Annotated in this window: 25 protein-coding genes and 1 riboswitch; of the genes, 7 read left to right on the forward strand and 18 right to left on the reverse strand. The window is 71.2% G+C overall.

Going from position 1 to position 24,719, the window contains the following annotated elements:
• Positions 1 to 194 precede the first annotated feature (194 nt).
• From JMF97_RS17125 to JMF97_RS17135, 3 genes are all read left to right on the forward strand, one after another.
• A complete protein-coding gene (locus JMF97_RS17125) occupies positions 195 to 974 on the forward strand; it encodes a hypothetical protein (protein WP_203222475.1) in 780 nt (259 codons plus the stop codon).
• Between the two features lie 113 nt (positions 975 to 1,087).
• Positions 1,088 to 1,600, forward strand: a complete 513-nt coding sequence (locus JMF97_RS17130; RefSeq protein ID WP_238359619.1) for a DUF6529 family protein — start codon at positions 1,088 to 1,090, stop codon at positions 1,598 to 1,600.
• Positions 1,601 to 1,616: 16 nt separating this feature from the next.
• Complete coding sequence (locus tag JMF97_RS17135) at positions 1,617 to 2,132, forward strand: Rieske (2Fe-2S) protein (protein WP_203222477.1); 516 nt, start codon at positions 1,617 to 1,619, stop codon at positions 2,130 to 2,132.
• A 109-nt stretch (positions 2,133 to 2,241) separates the two neighbouring features.
• On the opposite strand, the gene JMF97_RS17140 is transcribed toward JMF97_RS17135, so the two are convergent.
• The 7 genes from JMF97_RS17140 to JMF97_RS17170 form a co-directional block, all read right to left on the reverse strand.
• Positions 2,242 to 4,221, reverse strand: coding sequence for a cellulase family glycosylhydrolase (locus JMF97_RS17140; RefSeq protein WP_203222478.1), 1,980 nt, complete (start codon positions 4,219 to 4,221; stop codon positions 2,242 to 2,244).
• Positions 4,222 to 4,417: 196 nt separating this feature from the next.
• A complete protein-coding gene (gene urtE, locus JMF97_RS17145) occupies positions 4,418 to 5,110 on the reverse strand; it encodes an urea ABC transporter ATP-binding subunit UrtE (protein ID WP_203222479.1) in 693 nt (230 codons plus the stop codon).
• Entirely contained in the window at positions 5,110 to 5,877 is a 768-nt protein-coding gene (gene urtD / locus JMF97_RS17150; RefSeq protein ID WP_203222480.1) for an urea ABC transporter ATP-binding protein UrtD, read from the reverse strand. Before urtD ends, urtE begins: the two co-directional genes overlap by 1 nt.
• Positions 5,874 to 7,034, reverse strand: coding sequence for an urea ABC transporter permease subunit UrtC (gene urtC / locus JMF97_RS17155; RefSeq protein WP_203222481.1), 1,161 nt, complete (start codon positions 7,032 to 7,034; stop codon positions 5,874 to 5,876). The genes urtD and urtC overlap by 4 nt, the downstream gene beginning before the upstream one ends.
• On the reverse strand, positions 7,031 to 7,918 hold the full coding sequence (gene urtB / locus JMF97_RS17160; protein ID WP_013734251.1) for an urea ABC transporter permease subunit UrtB: 888 nt from the start codon (positions 7,916 to 7,918) through the stop codon (positions 7,031 to 7,033). Before urtB ends, urtC begins: the two co-directional genes overlap by 4 nt.
• Positions 7,919 to 7,990: 72 nt before the next feature.
• Positions 7,991 to 9,235: an urea ABC transporter substrate-binding protein gene (urtA, locus tag JMF97_RS17165; protein ID WP_203222482.1), complete on the reverse strand. Its 1,245-nt coding sequence runs from the start codon at positions 9,233 to 9,235 to the stop codon at positions 7,991 to 7,993.
• Between the two features lie 480 nt (positions 9,236 to 9,715).
• Complete coding sequence (locus JMF97_RS17170; protein WP_273543874.1) at positions 9,716 to 10,843, reverse strand: substrate-binding domain-containing protein; 1,128 nt, start codon at positions 10,841 to 10,843, stop codon at positions 9,716 to 9,718.
• 96 nt (positions 10,844 to 10,939) lie between these two features.
• Here JMF97_RS17170 and JMF97_RS17175 point away from each other — a divergent pair, with 96 nt between their 5' ends.
• On the forward strand, positions 10,940 to 11,383 hold the full coding sequence (locus JMF97_RS17175) for a MarR family winged helix-turn-helix transcriptional regulator (protein WP_203222483.1): 444 nt from the start codon (positions 10,940 to 10,942) through the stop codon (positions 11,381 to 11,383).
• 306 nt (positions 11,384 to 11,689) lie between these two features.
• Here the strand turns inward: JMF97_RS17175 and JMF97_RS17180 are convergent, their stop codons facing one another.
• The 9 genes from JMF97_RS17180 to JMF97_RS17220 all read right to left on the reverse strand — a co-directional run bounded on the left by JMF97_RS17180 (position 11,690) and on the right by JMF97_RS17220 (position 18,613).
• A complete protein-coding gene (locus tag JMF97_RS17180; RefSeq protein ID WP_203222484.1) occupies positions 11,690 to 12,730 on the reverse strand; it encodes a serine hydrolase in 1,041 nt (346 codons plus the stop codon).
• 92 nt (positions 12,731 to 12,822) lie between these two features.
• Complete coding sequence (locus JMF97_RS17185; RefSeq protein ID WP_203222485.1) at positions 12,823 to 13,569, reverse strand: SAM-dependent methyltransferase; 747 nt, start codon at positions 13,567 to 13,569, stop codon at positions 12,823 to 12,825.
• 54 nt (positions 13,570 to 13,623) lie between these two features.
• Positions 13,624 to 13,971: a DUF6968 family protein gene (locus JMF97_RS17190; RefSeq protein ID WP_203222486.1), complete on the reverse strand. Its 348-nt coding sequence runs from the start codon at positions 13,969 to 13,971 to the stop codon at positions 13,624 to 13,626.
• Entirely contained in the window at positions 13,955 to 14,728 is a 774-nt protein-coding gene (locus tag JMF97_RS17195) for an urease accessory protein UreD (RefSeq protein WP_203222487.1), read from the reverse strand. Before JMF97_RS17195 ends, JMF97_RS17190 begins: the two co-directional genes overlap by 17 nt.
• Entirely contained in the window at positions 14,728 to 15,543 is an 816-nt protein-coding gene (gene ureG, locus JMF97_RS17200; protein WP_307816958.1) for an urease accessory protein UreG, read from the reverse strand. The genes JMF97_RS17195 and ureG overlap by 1 nt, the downstream gene beginning before the upstream one ends.
• The gene (locus JMF97_RS17205; protein WP_203222488.1) at positions 15,533 to 16,285 is read right to left on the reverse strand and encodes an urease accessory protein UreF; all 753 of its coding nucleotides are present in this window, start codon (positions 16,283 to 16,285) and stop codon (positions 15,533 to 15,535) included. Before JMF97_RS17205 ends, ureG begins: the two co-directional genes overlap by 11 nt.
• Positions 16,285 to 17,988 (reverse strand): urease subunit alpha, encoded by a 1,704-nt coding sequence (locus JMF97_RS17210; protein WP_203222489.1) that lies wholly within the window; start codon positions 17,986 to 17,988, stop codon positions 16,285 to 16,287. Before JMF97_RS17210 ends, JMF97_RS17205 begins: the two co-directional genes overlap by 1 nt.
• The gene (locus JMF97_RS17215; RefSeq protein ID WP_203222490.1) at positions 17,985 to 18,314 is read right to left on the reverse strand and encodes an urease subunit beta; all 330 of its coding nucleotides are present in this window, start codon (positions 18,312 to 18,314) and stop codon (positions 17,985 to 17,987) included. Before JMF97_RS17215 ends, JMF97_RS17210 begins: the two co-directional genes overlap by 4 nt.
• A complete protein-coding gene (locus JMF97_RS17220) occupies positions 18,311 to 18,613 on the reverse strand; it encodes an urease subunit gamma (RefSeq protein ID WP_013734263.1) in 303 nt (100 codons plus the stop codon). The genes JMF97_RS17215 and JMF97_RS17220 overlap by 4 nt, the downstream gene beginning before the upstream one ends.
• A gap of 433 nt (positions 18,614 to 19,046) precedes the next feature.
• A riboswitch (SAM riboswitch) is annotated at positions 19,047 to 19,159 on the forward strand.
• 283 nt (positions 19,160 to 19,442) lie between these two features.
• Here JMF97_RS17220 and JMF97_RS17225 point away from each other — a divergent pair.
• Genes JMF97_RS17225 through JMF97_RS17235 form a run of 3 tightly spaced genes read left to right on the forward strand, consistent with a single transcriptional unit; the run spans position 19,443 to position 21,849 of the window.
• Entirely contained in the window at positions 19,443 to 20,303 is an 861-nt protein-coding gene (locus JMF97_RS17225) for an ABC transporter substrate-binding protein (protein ID WP_203222491.1), read from the forward strand.
• A gap of 35 nt (positions 20,304 to 20,338) precedes the next feature.
• Positions 20,339 to 21,121, forward strand: coding sequence for an amino acid ABC transporter permease (locus tag JMF97_RS17230; RefSeq protein WP_203222492.1), 783 nt, complete (start codon positions 20,339 to 20,341; stop codon positions 21,119 to 21,121).
• A complete protein-coding gene (locus JMF97_RS17235; RefSeq protein WP_203222493.1) occupies positions 21,118 to 21,849 on the forward strand; it encodes an amino acid ABC transporter ATP-binding protein in 732 nt (243 codons plus the stop codon). The genes JMF97_RS17230 and JMF97_RS17235 overlap by 4 nt, the downstream gene beginning before the upstream one ends.
• Before the next feature lie 21 nt (positions 21,850 to 21,870).
• Here JMF97_RS17235 and JMF97_RS17240 read toward each other — a convergent pair whose 3' ends face one another.
• A complete protein-coding gene (locus JMF97_RS17240; RefSeq protein ID WP_203222494.1) occupies positions 21,871 to 22,389 on the reverse strand; it encodes a hypothetical protein in 519 nt (172 codons plus the stop codon).
• A 140-nt stretch (positions 22,390 to 22,529) separates the two neighbouring features.
• Complete coding sequence (locus JMF97_RS17245) at positions 22,530 to 24,647, reverse strand: AfsR/SARP family transcriptional regulator (RefSeq protein WP_203222495.1); 2,118 nt, start codon at positions 24,645 to 24,647, stop codon at positions 22,530 to 22,532.
• Positions 24,648 to 24,719: the final 72 nt, after the last annotated feature.

Here is a 24,719-nt window from a genome sequence, read left to right on the forward strand (position 1 = left end):
GCGGGTGCGGACCAGCGCGCCCCGAAACGCCACCGCCGGCCGCCGCCCGGCCACCCGCCTAACCGTCTGAGCCCGGCCACCGGCCGGGCGGGGTGGCCCGGCCCGGGAGCGCCGGCTCGCGGCGAAAAGGTTTTCCAGCCGGTGTTGAACCGATCCACTTCCGATGCCGTACCTGATGGCGAAGGGAGTGGCCCATGAAGCGCCTGACCCCGTTGCTCACCCTCCTGTCGGGGGCGGTGACGGCTGCCGTGCTGTTCACGATGAGTGCGCAGGCATCACCGCCGCGCACCCAGCCCACCGGCGAGACCGCCCCACCGGCCGTCGCCGCGCCGCCGCAGGACGAGGCGGACGTCGACGTCGACGACGAGGCTCCGGTGGACGACGAGCAACCCGATCCGGAGAACAGCCGCCAGCCTGGAGTCTCCCCGCCCGACGAGCCGGAGGAGTCGCCGGACGACGTCGACGCCGACTCGGTCGAGCAGAACTGGATCGGCCAGCTGGAGAACGGCGCCACCATCGCCATCACCGTCAAGGGCGGCAAGGCCGAGGCGTACGTCTGCGACGGCCGGAGCATGGAGCTGTGGCTGTCCGGCACGGTCCGCGACGGAAAGATCGAACTGACCGGCAAGGACGCCAAGCTGACCGGCATCATCCGCGGCGACAGCGCCAGCGGCGAGATGATCGTCGGCGTACGGCGCTGGAAGTTCACCGCCCGGCCGGACAGCGAGAAGGCCGACGAGGCGGTCACCAAGTCCGGTTCGGGCACCGCCCCGGCGATCTACCGCGCGACCGACGAGGTTCGCAAGGCCGGCATCGACGGCGGCTGGATCATGCTGCCCGACGGTACGCAGATCGGCATCGTCACCTGGAACGGCAAGCCGATCCCCGCGCCGCCGCTGGACCCAGCCTTCAACAGCACAGTGGTCAACGGAGTCACCATCGTCGCCGAGCCGGTCATCCCCGGGGCGCGGTGATGTCCCAGCACCGTCAGGGCAACGTGCGTACGGTGCCCCGCCGCCCGCCGGAGCCCGACGTCGAGGTGATCCGCGAGTTCGGCGCCGCACCGGCGCCGCGACGGCGGCCCTCGATGATGCTGCCGCTGCTGGTCGGGGCGGGTGTGGCGGTGGCGCTGGGCGTCTACGGCCGCACCCACACCCCGACCGGCATCGCGGTCAACGTGGCCGGTTTCTCGTCACCGCTGACGGTGAAGGTGTGGCTGGGCACCGGGGCGGCGTTCTTCGCCGTCATCCAACTGCTGTCCGCGCTGTCGATGTGGGGCCGGCTCGGCGGGTTCTCCCCGTCCTGGGCCGGTGCCGCGCACCGCTGGTCGGGGCGGATCGCCTTCCTGCTGACCGTACCGGTCGCGGTGCACTGCCTGTACGCGCTCGGCTTCGACGGCTACGACACCCGTACGCTGCTGCACTCCCTGCTGGGTTGCTTCTTCTTCGGCGCGTTCGCCACCAAGATGCTCACCCTGCCCAAACGTGGTCTCGCCGGTTGGGTGCTGCCGGTGGTCGGTGGCGTGGTCTTCGTCGCCTTGATCGGCATCTTCCTGACCTCGTCGGTGTGGTACTTCACCACCTTCGGCATCCAGTTCTGATCTTCGAAAGGCAGAGATGAACCACGATCAGGCCGGCTGTTGCCGGTCGCGACGGGCCCTGTTGGCCGGCACCGGCGCGGCGGGAGTGGCCGCGCTGACCGGCTGCGCGACGTACGGCCAACCGGCCGCAGCCCCGCCGCCACCCGCACCGGGCGGCAACACCGCCCCGGCCGGGGGTAGTTCCGCCCCTGGCGGGGGCAGTCCCGCTCCCGGCGGATCCGGTGCGCCGGACGACGAGCCGGGCCCAGCGGCGCTGGCCACGCTCGCCGACATCCCGGTCGGCGGTGGAGCGATCTTCGCCTCGGCCGGGGTGGTGGTCACCCAGCCCACCGAGGGCACCATCAAGGCGTTCTCGGCCACCTGCACCCACCAGGGCTGCACGGTCACCTCGGTGGACAACGGCGCCATCACCTGCGCCTGCCACAACAGCGTCTTCGACATCACCGACGGCTCGGTACGCAGTGGACCGGCACGTGCCCCGCTGCCGGCCGCGAACGTCACCGTCGACGGTGACGCCATCCGGCTGGCCTAGACGCGGCCCATCCCAGGCCCGGGCCGCGCGGGGCCGTCCGGATCACGTGATCCGGACGGCCTCTGCCCCACCCGCCGGGCGGATGGGGCAGGGGTGCGCGCCGGTCGCGTCAGGACGCGACGCAGCTCAACCCGGTCGGCACGCCCGACCCGTTGCCGGTCAGCCCGAAGGTGGTGCTGGCCGAGGCGGCGAGTTGCCCGTTGTACGGCTCGTTGCGCACCGTCACCGAGGTGCCGGACGTGGTCAACCTGCCGTTCCACAGTGACGAGATGGTGGTGCCGGCCGGGGCGGTCCAGCTGACCGTCCAGCCGCCGATCGCCGCAGTGCCGGAATTGCGGACGGTCACCTCCGCCTGGTAGCCGCCCTGCCAGGAGTTGGTCACCCGGTACGTCGCGGCGCAGCCCTGATCGCCACCACCGCCGTTGTCGGCCGGTGTGGTCAGGGTCAACGGCGGCGAGGCCGCCGAGATGTTGCCGGCCGCATCGCGTGCCCGCACCGTGAAGGTGTAGCTGGTCGAGGCGGTCAGGTTGGTGGCCCGGTAGCTGGTGCCGGAGACCGTGACCACGCTGGCCCCACCGGAGCCGCTGGTGGTCCGCAGCACCTCGTACGAGGTGACACCCACGTTGTCGGTGGCGGCGGCCCAGTTCAGCGTGGCGGCGGTGGCGGTCACCTCGGTGGCCGTGGGCTGGCCCGGCGCAGTCGGCGCGGTGGTGTCCACCGGGTCGGTGCCGTCGGCGTACCGCTCGGCGAGGCTGATGCCGGTGGTGGCGCCGGCGCCACCGAGGCGCACCTGGTGGTCGAGGCCGACGAACTTGCCGTTGTGCTGCCACAGCGCCGGCTTGAGCATCTGGTTGTACTTCGTCTCGTCCCAGCTGGTCCAGTCGTCGAGCAGCAGACCGCCGGTGTCACCGGAGTTGGGGTTGAGGCACCAGAAGGTGTGGTGAATGCCGTTGTCGATCATCAAGTCGCGCAGCGCGGCCATCCAGCGGTCCTGCCGGGCGTCCTGGCCCAGCCGTCCACCCCACTCCCCGACCAGCAGCGGAGCGATGTTCTGTTCGTGGATGTAGAACCAGTTCGGCCGCCACACGTCGTTGGTCAGCGACTCCTTGTCGAAGTCACCGGCGAACCAGGGCTGCTCGAACACCAGCGGCCCGTAGTCGTGCGGCGAGTAGACCAGCTGGTCCTGGTGCGCGCCCAGGTCGACCGGGTGCTCGGCGACGCCGCGCAGGTTGCCACCCCACCAGTTGTAGAAGTAGTTGGGGCTGCGGTCCGGATTGGTGTTGGGCGAGTTCCAGGTGGCGCCGGGACGCGGGTAGACCTCGATGCCCTCGCAGAGGATCAGCAGGTTCGGGTTGATGGCCAGGATCCGCTTGCCCGCCGTCTCACAGGCGTACTTGAAGTTGTCCTGGTCGGTGCTGGAGTCCCACTTGGCCCGCTGCGGATCGTTGGGGGTGCCGTGCGGCTCGTTCTTGATGTCCATCGCGACGATGGTGTCGTTGGTGCGGTAGCGGGCGGTGACCCATTCCCAGCCCTGGTAGAACAGCTCCGAGGTGACGGTGCCCTTCCACCACACGGGGTAGGTGTGCCCGGAGTTGTCGGCCTCGGCGCTGTGCACGTCGAGCATGACCTTCAGGCCGTACTTCTCGCACAGCTGCAACCAGTAGTCGAAGACCTGGAGGTTGTTCATGCCCTCCAGCTCCGGGTTGACGTAGGTGTTGACGTTCGGCCGGATCGCCTGACCGGCCTTCCACTCCAGCAGCAGCTGGGTGGAGATGGGCACCCGGACGATGTTGATGCCGCGCTGGGCCATCTGGCGGGTGATGTTCTCGATGTTGGCCGACCACAGGCCGTGGAAGACCCGTTCGGTGGCGTTGAAGCCGAACCAGTTGGCGCCGGTCAGCCAGACCTGGTTGCCGGCCTCGTCGACGATCTTGTTGCCGTCGGTACGCAGCCAGTCGTTGGCCGGGACGGCGGCGTTCGTTACGGCGTCAGCCGTGGGGGCCGCCGTTGCGGCGGGCGCGGCGGCAGCCAGGCCGAGCAGCACCGCAGCCGCGGTGGCGACGGCCTGGATTTTTCTCCGTGCGGACATGCGACTTCCTCTGTGGTGGGTGATGAGGAACGTCGACACAACGGCCCTGCCCATGACCGTGGGAGCGCTTCCACGGACACCTTATGCGGTCGTGGTCGGCAGCGGAAGTGGATGTCCGCCGTTTCGCCGCGATGGTGGTGACACCCTCGACCGGACACCACCATCGCGGCGAAACGGAGTCGATCAACCGCCGCTGCTACACGGCGAGCGCCTCCCGCACGGTGAGCTCCGCGTCGCCGCCACCCTCGCCGGCGGAGGTGACCCGGCCGGACTCCAGCACGTGGTAGCGGTCGGCGACCCGCAACGCGAACCCGAGATGCTGCTCGACCAGCAGCACGCTGAACCCGGTCTGCGCGATCAACGCCACGATCCGGTCCTGGATCTCGGCCACCACCGACGGCTGGATGCCCTCGGTCGGCTCGTCGAGCATCAGCAACCGGGGTCGGGTGATCAGCGCCCGGGCGATGGCCAGTTGCTGGCGTTGCCCGCCGGAGAGCAGCCCGGCCCGGCGACGCAGCAGCGGTGGCAGTGCCGGGAACAGGTCCAGCACCTCGGCGGTGGCCGCCGCACCGTCGCGGCGGCCGTCGGCGACCAGGCGCAGGTTCTCCGCCGCTGTCAGGTGCGGGAAACACTGCTGGCCCTGCGGTACGTACGCGATGCCCCGGGCGACCCGCTGGTGCGGGGCGAGCCGGGTGATGTCCTCGCCGTCCCACTCGACCTGACCGGCGGTGGGCCGCAGCAGTCCGGCGGCGACCCGCAGCAGGGTGGACTTGCCGGCGCCGTTGTGCCCGAGCACCGTGGCGACCCCGTCGCCGGGCACCTGGACGTCGACGCCGTGCAGCACCCGGCTGCGGCCGTAGCCGGCGTGCACGCCACGCAGACGGAACATCATGCCTCCCGAGGGGTCGGACCGGCATCGACCGGGTGACCGAGGTAGACCTCCTGCACGCGGGGGTCGGCCTGCACCTGGGCGACGCTGCCCTCGCTGAGCACCCGGCCGGCGTGCAGCACGGTGACCGTCCGCGCGAACCGGCGCAGGAAGTCCATGTCGTGCTCGATGACCACCACCGTCCGGTCCCGGCTGACCTGCTCCAGCAGCTCACCTGTAGCGTCGCGTTCCTCGTGGCTCATCCCGGCCACCGGCTCGTCGAGCAGCAGCAGCCGGGCGTCCTGCACGAGCAGCATGCCGATCTCCAGCCACTGCTTCTGACCGTGGGCGAGGGTGCCGGCGAGCTGGTCGGCGCGGCCCGCCAGGCCGATCACCTCCAGCGCCTCGGCCACCTCGTCGGGGATGCCGTGCCGGCGGCGCAGCATGGTCGCCCAGCTGCGCTGGGCACCGGCGGCGATGTCCAGGTTCTGCAGGACGGTGAGTTCCTCGAAGACCGTGGAGGTCTGGAAGGTGCGCCCCACCCCGAGGCGGCTGATCCGGTGCACCGGGCGGCCGAGCAGTTCCCGGTCGTCGAAGCGTACCGAGCCGGTGGCCTTGACCAGCCCGGTCACCGCGTCGACCAGGGTGGTCTTGCCGGCACCGTTGGGGCCGATCAGGAACCGGATGTCCCCCGGCGCCACGTCGAGGCTCACCCCGTCGACCGCGGTGAAGCCGTCGAAGCTGACCCGCAGATCCCGTACGTAGAGCCCGGGTAGCTGTTCCGTCATGTCGCCTGCCCTTCCGTGCGGCGGGTCCGCCGCAGCCGACCGAACCACCGCTCACCGTCGCCGCGCCGGGCCAGGCCGATCAGCGAGGCCAGGCCGCCGGGCAGGAACGCCACCACCACCACGAACAACAGCCCCTGCAGGTACGTCCAGCCGCCCGGAAACCGTTCCGACAGGGCGGTACGCGCCCAGGCCACCGCCACCGCGCCGAGCACCGGCCCGAGCAGGGTGGCCCGCCCGCCGACGGCCACCCCGATGACGAACTCGATGGACGGGACGATCCCGATCAGGGCCGGGGAGATGATGCCGACCGCGGGCACGAACAGCGCACCGGCCAGTCCGGCCATGCCGGCGGCCACCACGTACGCGACGAGCTTCACTGCTGCCGGGTCGTACCCGAGGAAGCGGACCCGTTCCTCGCCGTCGCGTACGGCCACCAGCAGTTCGCCGTAGCGGCACTGCATCAGGTGCCGGGCCAGGGCCAGCAACGCCAGCAGGGTGCCGGCGATGATGAAGTAGACCATCCGCTGGTTGACCGGGTCGTCCAGGTCGTAGCCGAAGAAGCCCTGGATGTCGGTGAGGCCGTTGGTGCCGCCGGTGGTGCCCTGCTGGCCGATCAGCAGGATCACCATGGCGGCGGCGAGGGCCTGACTCAGGATGGCGAAGTACGCGCCGCGGACCCGACGCCGGAACACCAGCGAGCCGAGCACGAACGCCACCGCCATCGGCAGCAGCACCGTGGCGGGCAGGGCGAACCAGGGGCTGGCGAAGGGTCGCCACCACAGTGGCAACTCGTCGAGTTGCCCGTACAGCAGCATGAAGTCGGGCATGTTGCCCGGTCCCGCGTCGGCGAGCTTGAGGTGCATGGCCATCGCGTAGCCGCCGAGGCCGAAGAAGACGCCCTGGCCGAGGGCGAGCATGCCGCCGCGCCCCCAGGCCAGGCCGATACCGACCGCGACCATCGCCACGCAGAGGTACTTGGCCAGCAGGGAGAGCCGGAAGTCCGACAGCACCAGCGGCGCCAGGGCGAACAACAACCCGGCGCCGAAGGCGAACCCGACGGCGGCGCGGAAGCGGTGCCGCGACGGCCCGGCCGCCGGCTTGGCCGGTGGCGGCGCGGGATCGACGACGGTACGGGAATCACGGGCGACGGTGGTCATGCCAGGCTCCGGGTTCGCAGGGTGAACATGCCCTGGGGCCGCCACTGGAGGAACGCGACGATGGCGACGAAGACCATCACCTTGGCGACGCTGAGGGTGGTCAGGTACTCGCCGGTGGCCTGGAGCACGCCCAGGGCGAAGGCGACGATCACGGTGCCCTTGAGCTGACCGATCCCGCCGACCACGACCACCAGGAAGGCATCGATGATCAGGTTGGTGCCCATGGTGGGGCCGATCGGGCCGAGCAGGGTGAGGGCGACACCGGCGATGCCGGCCAGGCCGGAGCCGATGAAGAAGGTCATCCGGTCGACCCGGGCGGTGGCGATGCCGGAGACGGCGGCCAGGTCACGGTTCTGCACCACGGCCCGGATCCGGCGCCCCAGCGGGGTGATGCGCAACGCGACGGTCAGCGCGACGACGGCGCCGCCGGCCAGCGCCAGGATGAACAGCCGGTTGTTGGCGACGGTGATCCCGCCGGGCAGCGCGATGTTGCCGGTGAGCAGCTCGGGGGCGCGGGTCTGCACGTTGGGGCTGCCGAAGATGTCGCGGGCCAGCTGTTGCAGGATCAGCGACACCCCCCAGGTGACCAGCAGGGTGTCCAGCGGGCGGGCGTAGAGGCGGCGGATCAGCAGGAACTCCAGCAGCACACCCATCGCGCCGGCCACCACGAAGGCCACCGGCAGGGCGATCAGCAGGGACCAGCCGGCCGCCGTGATGACCTGTTGCAGAACAAATGTGGTGTACGCGCCGGCCATGATGAACTCGCCGTGCGCCATGTTGATCACGCCCATCTGGCCGAACGTGAGGGCCAGGCCGAGCGCGATGAGCAGCAGCACCGCTCCGATGCTGACGCCGGTGAAGAGTTGGCCGATGAGAACTGTCACGGTGGGTACTCCGTACTGCTGGTGGGGCGGTTCGGGCGGAACCGTGAGGTCCCGCCCGAACCGGGGCGCCGGTCAGCTCAGGCCACCGGCCCACGGGTAGCTCTTGAGGTACGGGTCCGGGGTGATCGGCTTGCCGGAGTTCCACACCTCGGTGATCAGGCCGTCCGGGCCGACCTTGCCGACGCGGGCGGTCTTGGCGATGTGCTGGGTCGCGCCGTCCACGGTGACCAGACCCTCGGGCGCCTCGAAGGTGATGCCGTCGGAGGCCTGCCGGACCTTCTCCACCTCGAAGGTGCCGGCCTTCTCCACCATCGCCTTCCAGAGGTAAACCGAGACGTACGCGGCCTCCATCGGGTCGCTCGTCGGCTTGTCCGCCCCGTACTTGGCCTTGTACGCGGCGACGAACTTCTCGTTCGCCGCACCCGGGGTGGTCTGGTAGTAGTTCCAGGCGGTCAGCTGCCCCTCCAGGTACTGGGTGCCGATGCTCTTTACCTCCTCCTCGGCGATCGACACCGACACCACCGGCATGCTGGTGGCGGTCAGCCCGGCGGACTTGTACTCCTTGAAGAAGGCGACATTGCTGTCACCGTTGAGGGTGTTGAAGACCGCGTCCGCACCGGAGGACTTCACCTTGTTGGTGATCGTGCCGAACTCGGTCGAGCCGAGCGGGGCGTAGTCCTCCCCCAGCACCGTCATTCCATTGGCCTCGGCGTACGCCTTGATGATTTTGTTCGCGGTACGCGGGAAGACGTAGTCGGAACCGACCAGGTAGAGCGACTTGGCGCCCTGTGCCTTGAGGTAGTCCAGGCCGGGAACGATCTGCTGGTTCGTCGTCGCCCCGGTGTAGAAGATGTACGGCGACTGCTCCAGCCCTTCGTACTGCACCGGGTAGAACAGCAGCGCCTTGTGCTTCTCGAACACCGGCTTGACGGCCTTTCGGCTGGCCGAGGTCCAGCAGCCGAAGACGGCCGCCACCCGGTCCTCGCGGATCAGTTTCTCGGCCTTTTCGGCGAAGGTCGGCCAGTCGGAGGCGCCGTCCTCACCCACGGGTTGGATCTTCTTGCCGAGTACCCCGCCGGCCGCGTTGATCTCCTCGACCGCCAACATAATCGAGTCGCGGACGGTCACCTCACTGATGGCCATCGTGCCGGACAGGGAGTTGAGCAGGCCCACCTTGACGGTGTCGCCGGAGGTGTCGGCGGTGACGCCGGCGGAGGTCTTCTCGTCGGTGGTCTTGCTGCCGCACGCGGCCAGCGCGGCCGCGGCGACCAGGGTCATGGCACCCGCCAGGATGCGTCGTCCCCGGAACAGTGTCATCAAATCTCCCTGCGTCGCACGTGAAGCGTGGAGTCAGTAGCCCGGAAACGAACGCCGGTCCCGAGCGAAGGTGTCGAGCTGCGATTGCGGTGCGGTCCGGTGGAACATCGCGGCGTCCGACGGGCGGGTGGACGCCGGCCGGGCACCGATTCGGATATCGGGCAGGGAAAGCTTCGATCCGCTTCATTGCGCGGATGTTTCCCGATCCTCAATAGACTGTTTCCGCTACCGCGAAACGGCCGGTGCAGCGGACACGGAAAATGCCGGCACCTGCCGCCACAAAAGGGCGTACAAGCCACCGGCATGCGATTATCGGCCGCAGTGGACGGCAATTATCAGACTGCCGTCGAGCGGTTGGTGACATCCGGCTCGGCACCGAATACTTCACGCAGGAAGTATCTTATGTGGCCGCTTCCCGGACGTGTCAAGGCACGGTCGGGTCACGCCGTGATCGATACGGCCCGATCGCGCCGCCGCGGGTCAGAGTTCGGCGACGACGGTGAAATCCAGACCGTCGGCCTCGGCCAGGTAGATGCGCTGCCGCACGTGCCGCCGCCGCAGCCGCAACTCGCCACGCGGTCCGTCGTACGACACCACGTCCGCGGACGCCTCCACCGCCCGTACGTCCAGCGTGCCGGCCTTGGCGATGAGCGCGGCCAGCAGCATGACCCCCTCATAACAGGACTCGCCGAGGCTGCCCAACGGCGGCGCCTCCAACCCGAAGCGGCGGGCGAACGCACCGTGGAAGTCCAGGTTCTCCGGAGTGACCAGGCCGGCGAAGAAACCGGCCGTGCTGAACAGCCCTCGGGTGCCGGCCACCCCGCTGGCCAGCAGCATGTTCTCGTCCATCAGCGTGCTCAGCCGCAGACAGCGCTGATCCAGCCCGGAACGGGCGAACGCCCGGTTGAAGCGCACCGCGTCCGCACCGACCAGCAGCATCAGCACCGCGTCGGCGTCGCTGCGCTCGATGCGCCGCAGCACCTCGGCGTAGTCGTGGGTCTCCAGCGGCAGGAAATGATGCCCGACCACCCGGCCGCCAGTGCGCTGCGCGTACCGGTAGGCGGCCTGCGTGGTCCGCCGGGGCCAGACGTAGTCGTTGCCGACCACGAACCAGCGCCGCACCCCCAGGTCGGTGGCGAGCACCCGCATCGCCGGCAACAGCTGCGCATCCGGGGTCTCGCTGGTCAGGAAGACCCCTTCGGTACGCTCACCGCCCTCGTACAGGGCGGTGTAGACGTACGGCACCCGGTGGGCGATGCGCGGTGCCACCGCCTGCCGCACCGAGGAGATGTGCCACCCGGTGACGCCCTGCACCGCACCGACCGACACCAGCGCCTCGACCTCGGCGGCCACCTCGGCCGGCGGCGCCCCACCGTCCACCGGGATCAACCGCAGTTGGCGACCGAGCACCCCGCCCCGGTTGTTGACCTCCTCGACGGCCAACTGGGCGCACAGCTCGCAGCTAGGGCCGAACATCCCGGCGGGCCCTCGCATCGGAAACACCAACGCGATGCTGACCACGCCCCGGTCGACCGTCAGCCAGGAGGTCCCGGCGGCGACACTCGACGTCGCCGATGGACTCCCGTTCCCCGATGCCGGACCGGACATGAACACATCGTGGCCGCCACCGATCCCGGTGACCAGTTCTCCCCATTGGGCGGGACGTCTCGGTACGATGACCGGCAACCGCAAGGCGGGAGTGACATGTCAGAGTTTCCCGGCTCCGCAGCCGACCTGCTGCCCCTGCTCACCCGCGCCGAACGACTACTCTCCCGCCGGGTCGGCGCTCTGCTGGCCGACGAAGGGCTCAGCATCGAGGCGTGGCGGGTGCTCGGTCTGCTCGCCGACGGGCTGGGCCATCCGATGACTGAGGTGGCCGCCGAGGCCTCCCTGCCCCCAGGCACCCTGACCAAGCTGGTCGACCAACTCGTCGACCGCAACCTGGTCTTCCGCCGGGTCGACCCGATCGACCGCCGCCGCATCCGGGCCTACCTGACCGCCCGTGGCCGCCGCGAGCACGAACGCCTCTCCACGCTGGTCCACACCGACCTGGCCGCACTCAGCACAGTGGACGACATCACCCTCGCCACCCACCTGACCGCCCTGATCACCCGCCTGACCCCCCACCCCCACCCCACCCCCGCCTGACCCACCCAGACCCGCCCGCCCCAGCCCCTGCCCGACCCAGCCCTCGCCCGACCCAGCTCGGCTCGCCGATCTTGCACTTTTGGTCGCCGATATGCCCCCTTCGGGGCCTTTGCCGCGACAGAAAGTGCAAGATCGACGGGCGCGGGGCGCACGGCGCCGCCCCACCTGCCTCGACCCCGCCCGACCTCGCCCGACCCCGCTCGGCTCGGCTCGGCTCGGCGATCATGCACTTTTGGTCGCTGATACACGGCTTATGCGGCTTATGTGGCGACGAAAAGTGCAAGATCGGCGGGGCGCAGGGGGTGGTCAGCCGCCGTTGGTGGGGTGGAATTGTGGGACGCGGTGGTGGGCGCGGGCCTTCGGGTTGGTGATCGGGGAGATGGCGTCGAACATGGTGCGGCCGAGGATCGCGTGGGCGCGTACGGCCGGGTGGGTGCCGCCGTAGTTGTCCAGGTCGGCGAGGGAGTCGGCGAAGAAGGCGTAGGTCAGGGTGGGTGCGCCGGTGGGGTCGAACATGATGCCGACCTCGTGCCGGGCCGCACCTAGCGAGTCGTAGTCCGCGCCGTACTTGGTGGCGACCCGGCTGCGCTCGGCCGAGGACATGTCACGGCGGATCCCGTCGTGGTAGCCGTTGATCCAGCGCAGGATTCCGAGCAGGAAGTCGCTTGACCGGGTCGACAGCAGGGTCTTGTTGGCCAGCCGCCACAGCAGGTCGTGGGTCTCCCGTGGGGTGGTCACGCCGAGGAAGAACCGGTTCGGGTTGGCCACCGGATCCACCCGGGTGTGGGTGAAACCCTTGGCCGCGAGGATCTCGTTGATCTCCAGGGCCGGCACCACCCGGCCACACATCCGTACGGCGGTGTTGTCGGAGACGAGCAGCAGCGCGGTGAGGAAGTTCGCCACGGTGATCTCGTCACCCCAGACGGTGTGCAGGAAGTAGATCCCGCTGCCGCCGAGGATGATGTCTCCGGTGAGGTCCAGGCGCTGCCCGAGGGCCAGCTCACCACGGTCGATCTTGTCCATGACGGCCACCGCGACGGCGAGCTTCTGCACGCTGTAACCGTGCGTCACCCGGTCGGCGTCGTCGTCCACGACGACATTCAGCCCACCGGCGGCACCGACCATCGCGACATGCGCATGCCACACACCCCCGGCCTGCGCCTTCTGCTTCCGGTACGCCCGCCGGATCGCCTCCTGTCGGGACAGTGCGTCGGCCGACGAGACCAGGCCGGCGTCCGTTGTTCCGACGCCACCCGGCGCCGCCATGGCAGTACGCGGTGTCGCCACCAGCGCCGCTGCTGCCGCCCCGATCCCGATCGCGGCCCGACGACTCACCTGCTCGGCCATTCACCACTCCCCTACCTCGCGGTCCGGTGCCGGGTGTCCACCGGCACCGGACACACGGTGCCATACCGTTCGATCCGGTGCAGTCCCGTGAGTCAGCGGCGGATCAGGGCGAAAACGCCCCACCCCAGGTAGTCGCGGCGATAGCGCACGTGACGCAGGGGGTCCTCGGTCAACTCCTGGCGCAGCTCGGGAGCGAGTGGATCGTCCGGGTTGTCGTCCAGCCAGCGGCGCAGGTTGAGCCAGTGGGCCGCCGCGTAGCGGTCCCAGCTGTCCTGGTCGGCCAGTACCATCTCGACCAGGTCCCAGCCCTGCTCACCGAAGAGACCGACCAGGCCGGGCAGGTCATGGAAGTCGTCCCGGTGGTGGGCGTGGCAGCCCTCGACGGTCGCCTGGTCGGGTGGCTCGATGCGCCAGTACGGCTCACCGACCAGCGCCATCCCACCCGGCCGCAGCCGACGGGCCAGGATCTCCAGGGTGCCGGGAACACCGTCGCCGATCCAGGTGGCCCCCACACAGGCCGCCACATCGACCGGTTCCTCGCAGTCGTACGCGGCGGCGTCTCCGTGTACGAAGCTGACCTGTTCCGCCACCCCCAGTTCGGCGGCCCGCTGCCGGGCGGCGGCGGTGAAGGCGGTGCTGATGTCCACACCGGTGCCGACCACCCCGTGGTCGCGGGCCCAGGTGCAGAGCAGCTCCCCTTTGCCGCTGCACAGGTCGAGGATCGAGGTGCCCGGGGCGAGTTTCAGCGCCCGGCCCAGGGTGGCCAGCTTGCCGGCGTCGAAGGGATTGAGGATGCGCAGGTCACCCTCGCGGATGACGAACTGTCGCGGCAGGTCCATGCACCGGCACGCTAGCCACCCACGCCACCGGGGCCAACCGGATTACGAGACCGGTCAATCCAGGCCGGCGGGTGGCACGGTCAGACCCGGGTCGACACGCAGGCCGAAATCCGGCTGCCCCAGCCAGTCCAGCCGGGCCGAGGACCGCTCGGCGTGTTCGGCCAGCAGCAGCCGGACCCGGTACGCGGCCAACAGCAGCGCCTGCAGGGAGTCCACTCCGTACGCGGTCTGCACCGAATCCTCGCCCAGTCCCTCGACCTGGAACGGGCAGCACCAGTCGCCGTTGCGCGACAACGGATCCGGATACGGCTTCCCGAGGCGGACCAGCAGCTCGGAGGTGGCACCATCCGGGTCGACCACCGCGATGCGCCGCTCGGCGACGACCTCACCCAGTTCGGACAACCTCCTGCTCCTCTCCCCCGGTCGAAGCAGCGATGCTATCCGGAAGATCTAGGTACGACCGCAGGGTGTGAGCGTCGGGAGCCGTGGCGGTCCACAGGGTCGCCGGTCCACCGGCCAGCGGCAGCCGGGCCAGGGTGCCGCGTACCACCGGCGGCTCGGGGGGTCGGGCGGGGTCGAGAACCAGCAGCGAGCCGGTGGCCGGTGCGCCGTCGAGCACCGCCGGGCCGGCCCAGCCGGGCGCCTGGGGTCCGACCGTCAACGACTGCCGCAACAGCGGCCGACCGGCCAGGTCCACCCAGGTGTTGATCTCGGCGTGACCTGGCTGTTCGCGATGCCGGCCGCAGATCAACTCGTCCCGCCAGTGCAGGGTGCCGCCCTCGGCGACCTCCACCTGGGCGTCAGCGATGTGCGCGCAGCCGGCCGCGGCGACCAGTTGTTCCGGCAGCCAGTTCAGGACGGCCTCCGCCGCGACGGTCGCCCGCACCAGCATCCGGGAGACCGCGCCGGGGCGGCCCGGCAGCGCGATGGAGGCGGCGACCGTGTGCACGCGTACCACCGCACCCGGGCCGACCTCGACGTCCAACCGCAGGTCGTCGCCGGCGAGCGGACCGGCCGCACCGCCGACGACGTACACCGTGACGCCACCGTCCGGGCCGGGGACCTGGCGCAGCAGCAGAGGGCTCTCGCCGCGTAGCTCGGCCAGGGTGGTGCGGCCGTGCCGGTCGGCACGGGCCACCAGCCGGGCGGTGGCCCGCATCAGGCCTGCCCGGCGGAAACCGCGCCGGCCGCCACGACCCGGCCTACATCGCCCACCGCCACGACCCGGTCCGCATCGGCCACCGCCGTGGCCCGGTCGGCATTGCCGGGGGCAAGGGTGGTGGCGCGGTGGTGGGCCAGTTCGTGCCGGATCCACGCGGCGACCTGGGTGGCGAGGGGATCCTCGGTGATGGACTGGAACACCGTGGGCAGGTTGCCGCGCCGGGCCCGGGCGTCACGGTCCATCACGGACAGGTCGGCACCGACCATCGGCGCCAGATCCGTCTTGTTGATCACCAGGAGGTCGGCGGCGGTCACCCCCGGACCACCCTTGCGGGGCACCTTGTCCCCGCCGGCCACGTCGACCACGAAGATCTGCCGGTCGACCAGCCCGCGGCTGAAGGTGGCGGTCAGGTTGTCGCCGCCGCTCTCGACCAGCACCAGGTCCAGCGGGCCCAGCGCCTCGGCCAGTTCGTCGACCGCGTCGAGGTTCGCGCCGATGTCGTCGCGGATGGCGGTGTGCGGGCAGCAGCCGGTCTCCACCGCGCGGATCCGGGCCGGGTCGAGCACCCCGGCCCGCTTGAGGAAGTCGGCGTCCTCGGTGGTGTAGATGTCGTTGGTCACCACACCGAGGCGCAGTTCGTCGGCGAACGCCCGGCACAGCGCGGCGACCAGGGCGGTCTTGCCGGAGCCGACCGGACCGCCGATGCCGACCCGCAGCGCCCGGGCGGCGGTGGGCAGCGGGGCGTGCGGGTCGACCCCCGGTTCGGGGTGGGTGTGGGGAACAGACTCGTCGTGTGCGATGTCAGGACGCAAAGAGACGCACCTCCCAGGTGGCATGAGCTTCGGCGTGGATGTCGGCCAGTGGCGCGGCGGCGGCCGGCAGCCGCCGCGGTGGTAGTTCGGCGGCCCGCGCCGCGCGGGTCGCGGTCGCGTCGCAGGCGTCGGCGAGCCGCATCAGCAGGGCCTGCACCTGGTACGGATCAAGCCCGAGCAGGCGTACGGCGGCGCTCGCCGACCCGGTCACCGTGGCGTGCACGGCGACCGTGGCGACCTGGGCCGGACCGAGGCCGGCGGCGGCCCCGACCAGACCGAGCGCGAGCGGTTGGTGCGGGCCGCCCGGTGTGGCGGGCAGGTCGTCGAAGGTCGCGGCGGGCCAGATCTCCCGACCGGCCCGCAGCAGCGCACGGCCCTGCCGACGGGACACCGCCCGCTGCGCCGGCGAGGCGGTACGGGCATCCAGCTCCGCATCGAGCAGGGCGAGCGCCGACCGTCGATCGTGGACACCGTCCGATCCCGGCGGCGCTGGAGACCGGTCAGCCGCGGACAGCGGGAGTTGGTCGGGTCGCGGCGGGCCGGCCGCCCGGCGGGCGGCTGCGGCGAATGCCGCCGCGACCAGGCCGGCGGTGGCCAGTCGGCCGCGCAGGTACGCGTCCAGCGTGGCCAGGTCGGTCACCCGCCCGGCCGCGACGGCCGCCTCCAGGCCGGACGAGTGGGCGTGCGCCCCGGCCGGGAACCGCCCGTCGGCCACCAGCAGCAGAATCGTCGGTACGGCCATCAGAACAGGAAGTACCGCTGGGCCATGGGCAGTTCGGTCACCGGGTCGGGTTCGACCACCTCGCCGTCGATGCGGACGGTGAAGGTGTCCGGGTCGACCTCGATGCGCGGCAGGGCGTTGTTCTCCGGCAGGTCCGCCTTGCCACGTGAACGCACGTCGGCCACCGGCACCACCCGGCGGCGTACGTCGAGACGCAGCCCGGCCTCCAGCGCCGCCGGGGCGACGAACGCCAGGCTGGTCGCCGCCGCCGCACCGCCGTAGGCGCCGAACATCGGCCGCGGCAGCATCGGCTGCGGCGTCGGGATCGAGGCGTTCGCATCACCCATCTGGGCGTACGCGATCATGCCGCCCTTGATCACCAGGTGCGGTCGTACGCCGAAGAAGGCCGGCTCCCAGAGCACCAGGTCGGCGAGCTTTCCCGGCTCCACCGACCCGATCTCGTGGTCGAGGCCGTTGGCCATGGCCGCGCAGATGGTGTACTTCGCCACGTACCGCCGGGCCCGGTGGTTGTCGGCGGCCCCGTCACCCGGCAGCGCCCCCACCCGGGCCTTCATCACGTGCGCGCTCTGCCAGGTGCGCAGCACGACCTCCCCGACCCGGCCCATGGCCTGCGAGTCCGAGCCGATGATGGAGATCGCGCCGAGGTCGTGCAGCAAATCCTCGGCGGCCATGGTGGACGGCCGGATCCGGCTCTCGGCGAAGGCCAGGTCCTCCGGTACGGCCGGGTTCAGGTGGTGACAGACCATCAGCATGTCGAGGTGCTCGGCGAGGGTGTTGCGGGTGTACGGGCGGGTCGGGTTGGTCGACGAGGGCAGCACGTTGGGTTCCCCGGCGACGGTGATGATGTCCGGCGCGTGCCCGCCCCCGGCCCCCTCGGTGTGGTACGAGTGGATGGCCCGACCGCCGATCGCCCGGAGCGTGTCGGCGACGAACCCGGCCTCGTTGAGGGTGTCGGTGTGGATGGACACCTGCACGCCGGAGGCGTCCGCCACCCGCAGGCAGGCGTCGATGGCGGCCGGGGTGGTGCCCCAGTCCTCGTGCAGCTTGAATCCGCCGGCCCCGGCCCGCAGCTGCTCCCACAGCGCCTCGGTGGAGACCGTGTTGCCCTTGCCGAGCAGCAGCACGTTGACCGGGAACGTGTCGAGGGCCTCGTGCATCCGCGCCAGGTGCCAGGCGTTCGGGGTGACCGTGGTGGCCCGGGTGCCCTCGGCCGGCCCGGTGCCGCCGCCGACCAGGGTGGTGACCCCACCGGCCAGGGCCTCGGTGACGATCTGCGGGCAGATGAAGTGCACGTGGGTGTCGACCGCCCCGGCGGTGAGGATGCGGCCGTTGCCGGCGATGACCTCGGTGGCCGGGCCGATCACCAGGTCGGGGTGCACCCCGTCCATGGTGTCCGGGTTGCCGGCCCGGCCCAGCGCCACGATCCGTCCGTCGCGCAGCCCCACGTCGGCCTTGACGATCCCCCAGTGGTCGAGCACCACCGCCCCGGTGATGACGGTGTCCAAAGCGCCCTCGGCCCGGGTGGCCCGGGACTGGCCCATCGACTCGCGGATCACCTTGCCGCCGCCGAAGACCGCCTCGTCGCCACCGACGCAGTGGTCGTGTTCGACCTCGATGAGCAGGTTCGTGTCGGCCAACCGGATCCGGTCACCCGTGGTCGGCCCGTACAGCGCGGCGTAGCGGTTCCGCTCGACGATGCTCATGCCGCTGCCTCCGACCCGGTGTCCAGTGCCCCGCCGCACCCGCCGCGCAGGCCGGGCACGATCCGGGCACCGGCCAACGGCACCAGGTCGACATTGCGACTGACCCCCGGCTCGAAACGCACCGAGGTGCCCGCCGGTACGGCCAGCCGCTGCCCCCAGGCGATGTCCCGGTCGAAGTCCAGCGCAGGGTTGGCCTCGGCGAAGTGGTAGTGCGAGCCGACCTGCACCGGCCGGTCGCCGGTGTTGACCACCAGCAGCGTGGTCACCGGCCGCCCGGCGTTGATCTCCACCGGGTCGGCGGCCAGCAGGATCTCCCCCGGGATCACGGGATCGGGTGGTGCACCGTCACCAACTTGGTGCCGTCCGGGAACGTCGCCTCCACCTGCACCTCCCCCAGCAACTCGGGGATGCCGTCCTGCACGTCCTCGCGGGTCAGCACGGTACGGCCGGCGGACATCAGGTCGACCACGGAGCGCCCGTCGCGGGCGCCTTCGAGCAGGAAGGCGGTGATCACCGCTACGGCTTCGGGATAGTTCAGACGCAGGCCGCGTTCGCGGCGGCGCCGGGCGACGTCGGCCGCCACGTGGACGAGCAGACGATCCTGCTCATGGGGAGTGAGATACAAGGGTGGCTCCCGGTGGGTGTCCGCGCCCCGTCGACCGCCGGCTCCGACGCCTCGACGCGCCGTCCCACGGTTCGGGGCTCGCCCGCCGGGTCCCGCCACGTGTGCGAGCCTCGGGAGTTCCACCCTCCCGGCCCACCTGGCGAGGCACCGACGGTGTCTTCTCGGATGCGGACCGCACCGCCCACCGCTGACCAGACCGTAAGGGATCACGCAGGCGGTGGCAATGGGCGGCCCACATCGCGGCCCCGGCTGCTCGCGTCGACCGGCCCTGGCCCGCGCGCCCGCCGAGCGCCGCCGCCCTCACCCCCCGCTGCACCCGGCGCGACTTCACCTCTCGGTGCGTCTACCTGCCGCAGCACCCGGATGACCAGGGCGTGAGGGCCGTCATATCGGGTGGACGCTGACCGGTCACCTGGTGCTAGCCTCGGCCGCAGGTCATGAGTGCCAGCGTGAAGCCCCGGCTTGCTGGCCGGCAACCCTCGTCCGCGCAGGGGTGCCCCGGGTGAGGACCAGGCACCGGTGCAACCACCGGTGCAAGCGTGGCCTGGTTTCCAGGTCATCACGACCTTGAGGGAGACCCATGTCGTACCGCAGTCGATCCGCACCCGTGACGGCCTGCCTCGATCTGACCCAACGTCGGCACGTCGACATGATGCGGGTCTGCAGCGCCGCGTGTAGCTGACCGCGTCGCTGCCGGTCGCCGAGCCTGCGGGCCTCGGGTAACCGGATCAACTCCCCCTCTTCCATCGGTTCATTCCAGCGGTCCGTCGTACGGCGGACCGTCGGTGCGGCACGTCCGTGCCCGCCGTCGTTCATCCAGGAGACACCTGTGCGAATCGTTCCTGCCCTGACCCGGGCCGCCGCCGTCGGCGTCGCCGCAGTCCTCGCCGCCGTCACGCTGACCGCCTGCGGCTCGGACTCGGCCGGCGAGGCCGACAACCCGTACAACCTGCTCCAGCCGGGGGTGCTGCGGGCCGGCACGCTCACCGACGCGCCGCCGAACGTGTACCTCAAGGACGGCAAGTTCACCGGCTTCGACAACGACCTGCTGGTCGCCGCCGCCGACAAGCTGGGGCTGCGGGTCGAGTTCGTCGGCACCGACTTCTCCGGCCTGCTCGCCCAGGTCAACAACCGCAAGTTCGACATCGGCAGCTCCTCGATCACCATCACCGAGGCGCGGAAGAAGACCGTCGACTTCGGCAACGGCTACGACTTCGGCTACCTCGGCCTCAACGTGCCCGCCGGTTCGACGCTGAGCAGCTTCGACGAGCTGGCCGGCAAGCGGGTGGTGGTCGTGCAGGGCACCGTCCAGGACGACTACGCCACCACCAAGGGCCTCGACCCGGTACGGGTGCCCGACTACAACGGCGCGCTCAACCAGCTCAAGGCGGGCACCGCGGACGCCTGGATCTCCCCGGCCGAGATCGGTGAGAAGACCGCCGCCGACAGCGGCGGCAAGATCACCGTGGCGGCGAAGGAACTCAGCCCGGCCCCGACGGCGTACGCCTTCGCCAAGGGCAACGACGCGCTGCGCGAGGCGCTGAACAAGGCCCTCGACGAGGTCATCGCCGACGGCACCTGGACCCGCCTCAACGCGCAGTACTACCCGGGTCGGGCGATCCCGGCCGACTTCGCTCCCGGCAGCGGCGCCGTGACCGCCCCGTCGGCGGCCCCCTCGGCCGCTTCCTGACCGGTACGACCAGCTAGCAGGGCGGAGGTTGACCCGTGGATCCGTTGCGCACCCTGTGGGAGACGTTCTTCGACTGGGAGTCGATGCGCGAGGCGCTACCCGAGATGATCACTGTCGGGTTGCCGAACACGCTGATCCTGGCGGTCACCGCCGCCCTGCTCGGCTCGGCGCTGGGCATCGTGCTGGCCGTCGCGGGCATCTCGCGGACCCGCTGGCTGCGGTGGCCGGCACGGGTCTGGACCGACGTGTTCCGGGGGCTGCCGGCCGCGGCGACGATCCTGCTGATCGGGGTCGGGCTGGCCCCGCTCGGCATGCAGGTGTGGGGACCCAACCCGTACCCGCTGGGCATCCTGGCGCTGTCGCTGATCGCGTCGGCGTACATCGGGGAGATCTTCCGTTCCGGCATCCAGTCGGTGGAGGCCACCCAGTTGGAGGCGGCCCGCGCGCTCGGCTTCTCCTGGGGCGAGGCGATGCGCCGGGTGATCATTCCGCAGGGCATCCGGCGGATCCTGCCGGCCTGGGTGAACCAGCTGATCGCCCTGATCAAGGACTCCAGCCTGGTCTACTTCCTCGGCCTGCTGGCCAGTCAGCGGGAACTGTTCCGGATCGGGCAGGACTACGCCGCCAACACCGGCAACCAGTCGGCGTTGCTGCTGGCCGGGCTCTTCTACCTGGTGCTGACGGTGCCGCTGACCCACTTCGTCAACTGGATCGACCGGCGACTGCGGCACGGCCGACCGGCCACCGGCCCGGCCGACGACGACCCCGACGACCTCGACCTGGCGCTGCCCGGCGCCGCCGGAGGGAACCAACGATGAGCGACTCGGTCAGTCTGAGCCTGCGCGACGTGCACCTTGCCTTCGGGCGTCACCAGGTGCTGCGCGGGGTGGATCTGGACGTGGCCCGGGGCGCGACGGCCTGCGTGATCGGCCCCTCCGGGTCGGGCAAGTCCACCCTGCTGCGTACTGTCAACCGGTTGTTGGAACCGGACCGCGGCGACGTGCTGCTGGACGGGCGCAGCGTGCTGCGCGACGACCCGGACGCCCTGCGGCAGCGGGTCGGCATGGTGTTCCAGCAGTTCAATCTCTTCCCGCACATGAGCGTGCTGCGCAACATCACCCTCGCGTTGCGGCGCATCCGCAAGCTCGGCGAGGACGAGGCGGCGGCGGTGGCCCGCCAACACCTGGACCGGGTGGGGCTGGCCGCGAAGGCCGACGCCCGCCCAGCACACCTGTCCGGTGGGCAGCAACAGCGGGTCGCCATCGCCCGCGCGCTGGCCATGCAGCCACAGGTGATGCTCTTCGACGAGGCCACGTCGGCGCTTGACCCGGAGCTGGTCAAGGGCGTCCTGGCGTTGATGGCGGACCTGTCGGCGCAGGGCATGACCATGGTGGTGGTGACCCATGAGATGGGTTTCGCCCGGGAGGTCGCCGACACGGTCGCGTTCATGGACGCCGGGGTGGTGCTGGAGGCCGGCCCGCCGGCCGCGATCTTCGAAGCGGCGCAGCACCCGCGCCTGCGCCGCTTCCTCTCCCAGGTGCTCTGAGCGGCGGCCCGGGGGCCGTCGTCACTGCCCCGTCGGCAACTGCCCGTCGAACTCAGGGCATCGCTTCATGGTGTAGTCCGACACCGGCGGCATCGCCGTCTTCAGCCCTTCGGTGGTCTGGCCGACGCGGGCCCACGCCGCCGGGTCCTCGGGCATGCTCTTGCCGGAGGCGTCGATGACCGCGGCGTAGAACTCGCCGAGCGTCGTCACGTCGGACTTGATCTCGGCTGGTGCCGCCGCCTTCAACTCCTTCAGCCGGGTACGGGCCTGATCCAGCTCGGCCTTGCCCGCGCTCTCGGTGAATAGCGGGTCCATCGAGGTGCTGAACGCCTGCACCGCGTCGCACCAGCGGTCCCCGTCACCCGACCCGGTGTTCGTCCCGCCGCTGCCCTGGTCCGGCACCTGCCCGCCGTCGGCCTCGGAGGTCGCCGCCGGCGTCTCCGCCCCACCCGAGGCGGTGCCGTCGTCCGTTCCGCCGGCACAGCCGGTCAGCATGAGCCCGGCCGCGAGCACGACAAGCAGCCCTCGAACCCGTCCCATCGTCTTCTCCTTCGACCTGAACACGCTGACCGCCCCCGTCTGCCTCCGGCATCGCCACCGTCGCGGCACCCGCCACATCGGCGTCCACCACGGCCCTGTCCGGACACCGAGCAGTCTGATCGGCGGTCTTCGGGGGTGGTTCAGGAATTGTTCAGGCGAGCCCGATCCGGTAGCGCGGCCGCGGCCGGTTCGACACCGATCTCGGCCATCCGCACGACGTACTCCTGATGGCGCCGGTTGGCCTCACCGTGCCGTCCGGCGGCCGACAGCGCGCCGATCAGCCCGAGGTGGGCCGGCTCGTCGTAACCGTCCTCGCCGACCAGCCGCAGGTACCAACCGATCGCCGCGTCGGCCCGGTCCAGGTGCAGATACCGCCTCGCCAGCCGGTGGGTCACCTCGCGGTGCAGCGCGGACAGCAGCGCCCGGGGCCGCTGGACCGCCGCACCGACGACCTCGTCGTCGGCACAGAGATCACCGGCGTACATGGCCACCACCGTCTCCAGTTGGCTCAGCAACCGGTCGTCGGCGGCGGTGCCGGTCGGCGGCGGGGTCGCGGTGTCGGCGACGACGGCCGCCCGGGCCGCGTCGTGGAAACGTAACGCGTCCACCACCACATGTGCCGTACTGAGCTGCACGGTGGCCGAATCGGTGATCAGGTAACGATCCGCCGAATGTCGCCGACCCGGGTCGAGCACACCCCGTACGGTCGAGATCAGCACCGACAGGCGGCGCAGCGCCACCTCGGCGCGGGCCTGCGGCCAGAGCGCGGCGGCCAGGGCGTCGCGGGCCACCGGTCTGCCGAGTTGTGCGGCCACCATGTGGAGCAGATCGCGCGCCTTGCGGGACTGCCAGCTGCCGACCGGCACCGTCGCGCCGGCCAGCCGCACCGCGAACTGGCCCAGGATCTGCACCTCCACCTCGGGAACCGGTGCCGGCCCGATCGCCGCCAACGGCCCGGCGACATGCCAGCCACCGTCCTGTACGCCGATGCGGCGCAGCCGCTCGTACGCGATCCGCTCCGCGACCAGGTCACCGGTGAGCCGGGCCTGGAGCAGGGCGTTGGTGGCGAGCGCGAACTCGTTGCCGAGCTCGGCCCAGATCGTCGCCGCCTCGACCAGGTCGGCGAGCAGTCGGCGTACCGTCCGGGGTGAGGTCGCCTCGGGGTTGGCGCGGTGGGCGGCGAGGGTGACGAGTTCCACGGCCTCGGCCAGGCCCGCCGTGTCCCGCCGGCGACCGGCCTCGGCGCGGACCTGTTCGCCGTACCGCAGGGCGGTGTGCGGGTCTCCGGAGCAGAGGGCGACCCAGCCGGCGGCCAACTCGGCGACGGTGGGGCCGGCGGAGCTGGGCAGCGACAGGGCCCGCTCGGCGTGGCGGGCCGCCGCCTGCGGGTCGTCGGCGTAGCTGAGCCGAGCGAGCCCGGCGCACGCCTCCACCAGCACCTGCGCGTTGCCATCCGGCTCTCCCATGGCCAGCGCCGCCCGGTAGGCGGCCACCGCCTGGTGGGTCGCCCCCCGCACCCGGTGCACCCGGGCGGTGAGCGTCAGCCCGAAGGCAGCCAGCGGGGAACCGGCCCGCTGCCACCGGGCCAGCGCCTTGTCCGCGTCGCTGCGGGCACGATGCAGGTCACCTAGGCCGAGCCACGCCTCCGCGCGGTTGTGCAGCGCCAACGCGAGCAGCATCTGCTGGCCGAGCAGCTCACCGAGCCGGACCGCCTCGTCGAGTTCCTCGATGGCCGGTCGGTAGTGTCCCTCCTCGACCAGCCGCGACCCGACATTGCACCGGATCCGCAGTTGCTGCCCGAAGTCGCCGGCGCGTTCGGCCGCCGCCAGGGCCTGGGCGTACGCGTGCTCGTTTCCCGCGCGGTCGCCGTCGCCGAACGCGGCCAGCGCCTGCGCCAGGTAGGCCGCCGCCACCGCCGCGTCGTCGCCGCTGCGTTCGGCCACGGCGACCGCATCGGTGGCCAACTGCCGGGTACGCGCCTGGTCGCCCTGGGCCCAGCGGGTCGCGGCCCAGCCGGCGAGGACCTGGGCACGGTCCGCCAACGCCGACGGGTGTTCGTCGTCGAGATCGAGGTCGACCCGGCGATAGCAGGCGTCGGCCGCGTCGAACCGGCCCTGCTGGTGCAGCAGCACACCGAGCCGCCAGGCCAACCCCGCCGGTAGCGGCAGGTCCGCCGGGACGGCCGCCAGCCGGCGCAGCGCCTCGTCCTGGTGTCCCCGGTGGACGGCCGTCTCGATCGGGGTGAGCAGGTCGCGCATGCCAGGACCGCCCGTGCCGTGGCCTGAGCGTCCTCGTCCCACCTCATCGAGTCTAGTGAGCCTCGCCGCACC

The organism is Micromonospora fiedleri (assembly GCF_016774385.1).
Classification (GTDB): domain Bacteria; phylum Actinomycetota; class Actinomycetes; order Mycobacteriales; family Micromonosporaceae; genus Micromonospora; species Micromonospora gifhornensis.

Bases quoted from the DNA above. Each gene is read 5' to 3' on its own strand.
- JMF97_RS17175 (WP_203222483.1), top strand. From the start codon at position 10,940: ATGTCAGAGTTTCCCGGCTCCGCAGCCGACCTGCTGCCCCTGCTCACC.
- urtA (WP_203222482.1), bottom strand. From the start codon at position 9,235: ATGACACTGTTCCGGGGACGACGCATCCTGGCGGGTGCCATGACCCTG.
- urtE (WP_203222479.1), bottom strand. From the start codon at position 5,110: ATGTTCCGTCTGCGTGGCGTGCACGCCGGCTACGGCCGCAGCCGGGTG.
- JMF97_RS17140 (WP_203222478.1), bottom strand. From the start codon at position 4,221: ATGTCCGCACGGAGAAAAATCCAGGCCGTCGCCACCGCGGCTGCGGTG.
- JMF97_RS17180 (WP_203222484.1), bottom strand. From the start codon at position 12,730: ATGGCCGAGCAGGTGAGTCGTCGGGCCGCGATCGGGATCGGGGCGGCA.
- JMF97_RS17240 (WP_203222494.1), bottom strand. From the start codon at position 22,389: ATGGGACGGGTTCGAGGGCTGCTTGTCGTGCTCGCGGCCGGGCTCATG.
- JMF97_RS17130 (WP_238359619.1), top strand. From the start codon at position 1,088: ATGATGCTGCCGCTGCTGGTCGGGGCGGGTGTGGCGGTGGCGCTGGGC.
- JMF97_RS17185 (WP_203222485.1), bottom strand. From the start codon at position 13,569: ATGGACCTGCCGCGACAGTTCGTCATCCGCGAGGGTGACCTGCGCATC.
- JMF97_RS17245 (WP_203222495.1), bottom strand. From the start codon at position 24,647: ATGCGCGACCTGCTCACCCCGATCGAGACGGCCGTCCACCGGGGACAC.
- JMF97_RS17195 (WP_203222487.1), bottom strand. From the start codon at position 14,728: ATGCGGGCCACCGCCCGGCTGGTGGCCCGTGCCGACCGGCACGGCCGC.
- JMF97_RS17125 (WP_203222475.1), top strand. From the start codon at position 195: ATGAAGCGCCTGACCCCGTTGCTCACCCTCCTGTCGGGGGCGGTGACG.
- JMF97_RS17205 (WP_203222488.1), bottom strand. From the start codon at position 16,285: ATGGCCGTACCGACGATTCTGCTGCTGGTGGCCGACGGGCGGTTCCCG.
- JMF97_RS17170 (WP_273543874.1), bottom strand. From the start codon at position 10,843: ATGTCCGGTCCGGCATCGGGGAACGGGAGTCCATCGGCGACGTCGAGT.
- JMF97_RS17210 (WP_203222489.1), bottom strand. From the start codon at position 17,988: ATGAGCATCGTCGAGCGGAACCGCTACGCCGCGCTGTACGGGCCGACC.
- urtC (WP_203222481.1), bottom strand. From the start codon at position 7,034: ATGACCACCGTCGCCCGTGATTCCCGTACCGTCGTCGATCCCGCGCCG.
- JMF97_RS17135 (WP_203222477.1), top strand. From the start codon at position 1,617: ATGAACCACGATCAGGCCGGCTGTTGCCGGTCGCGACGGGCCCTGTTG.
- JMF97_RS17235 (WP_203222493.1), top strand. From the start codon at position 21,118: ATGAGCGACTCGGTCAGTCTGAGCCTGCGCGACGTGCACCTTGCCTTC.
- urtD (WP_203222480.1), bottom strand. From the start codon at position 5,877: ATGACGGAACAGCTACCCGGGCTCTACGTACGGGATCTGCGGGTCAGC.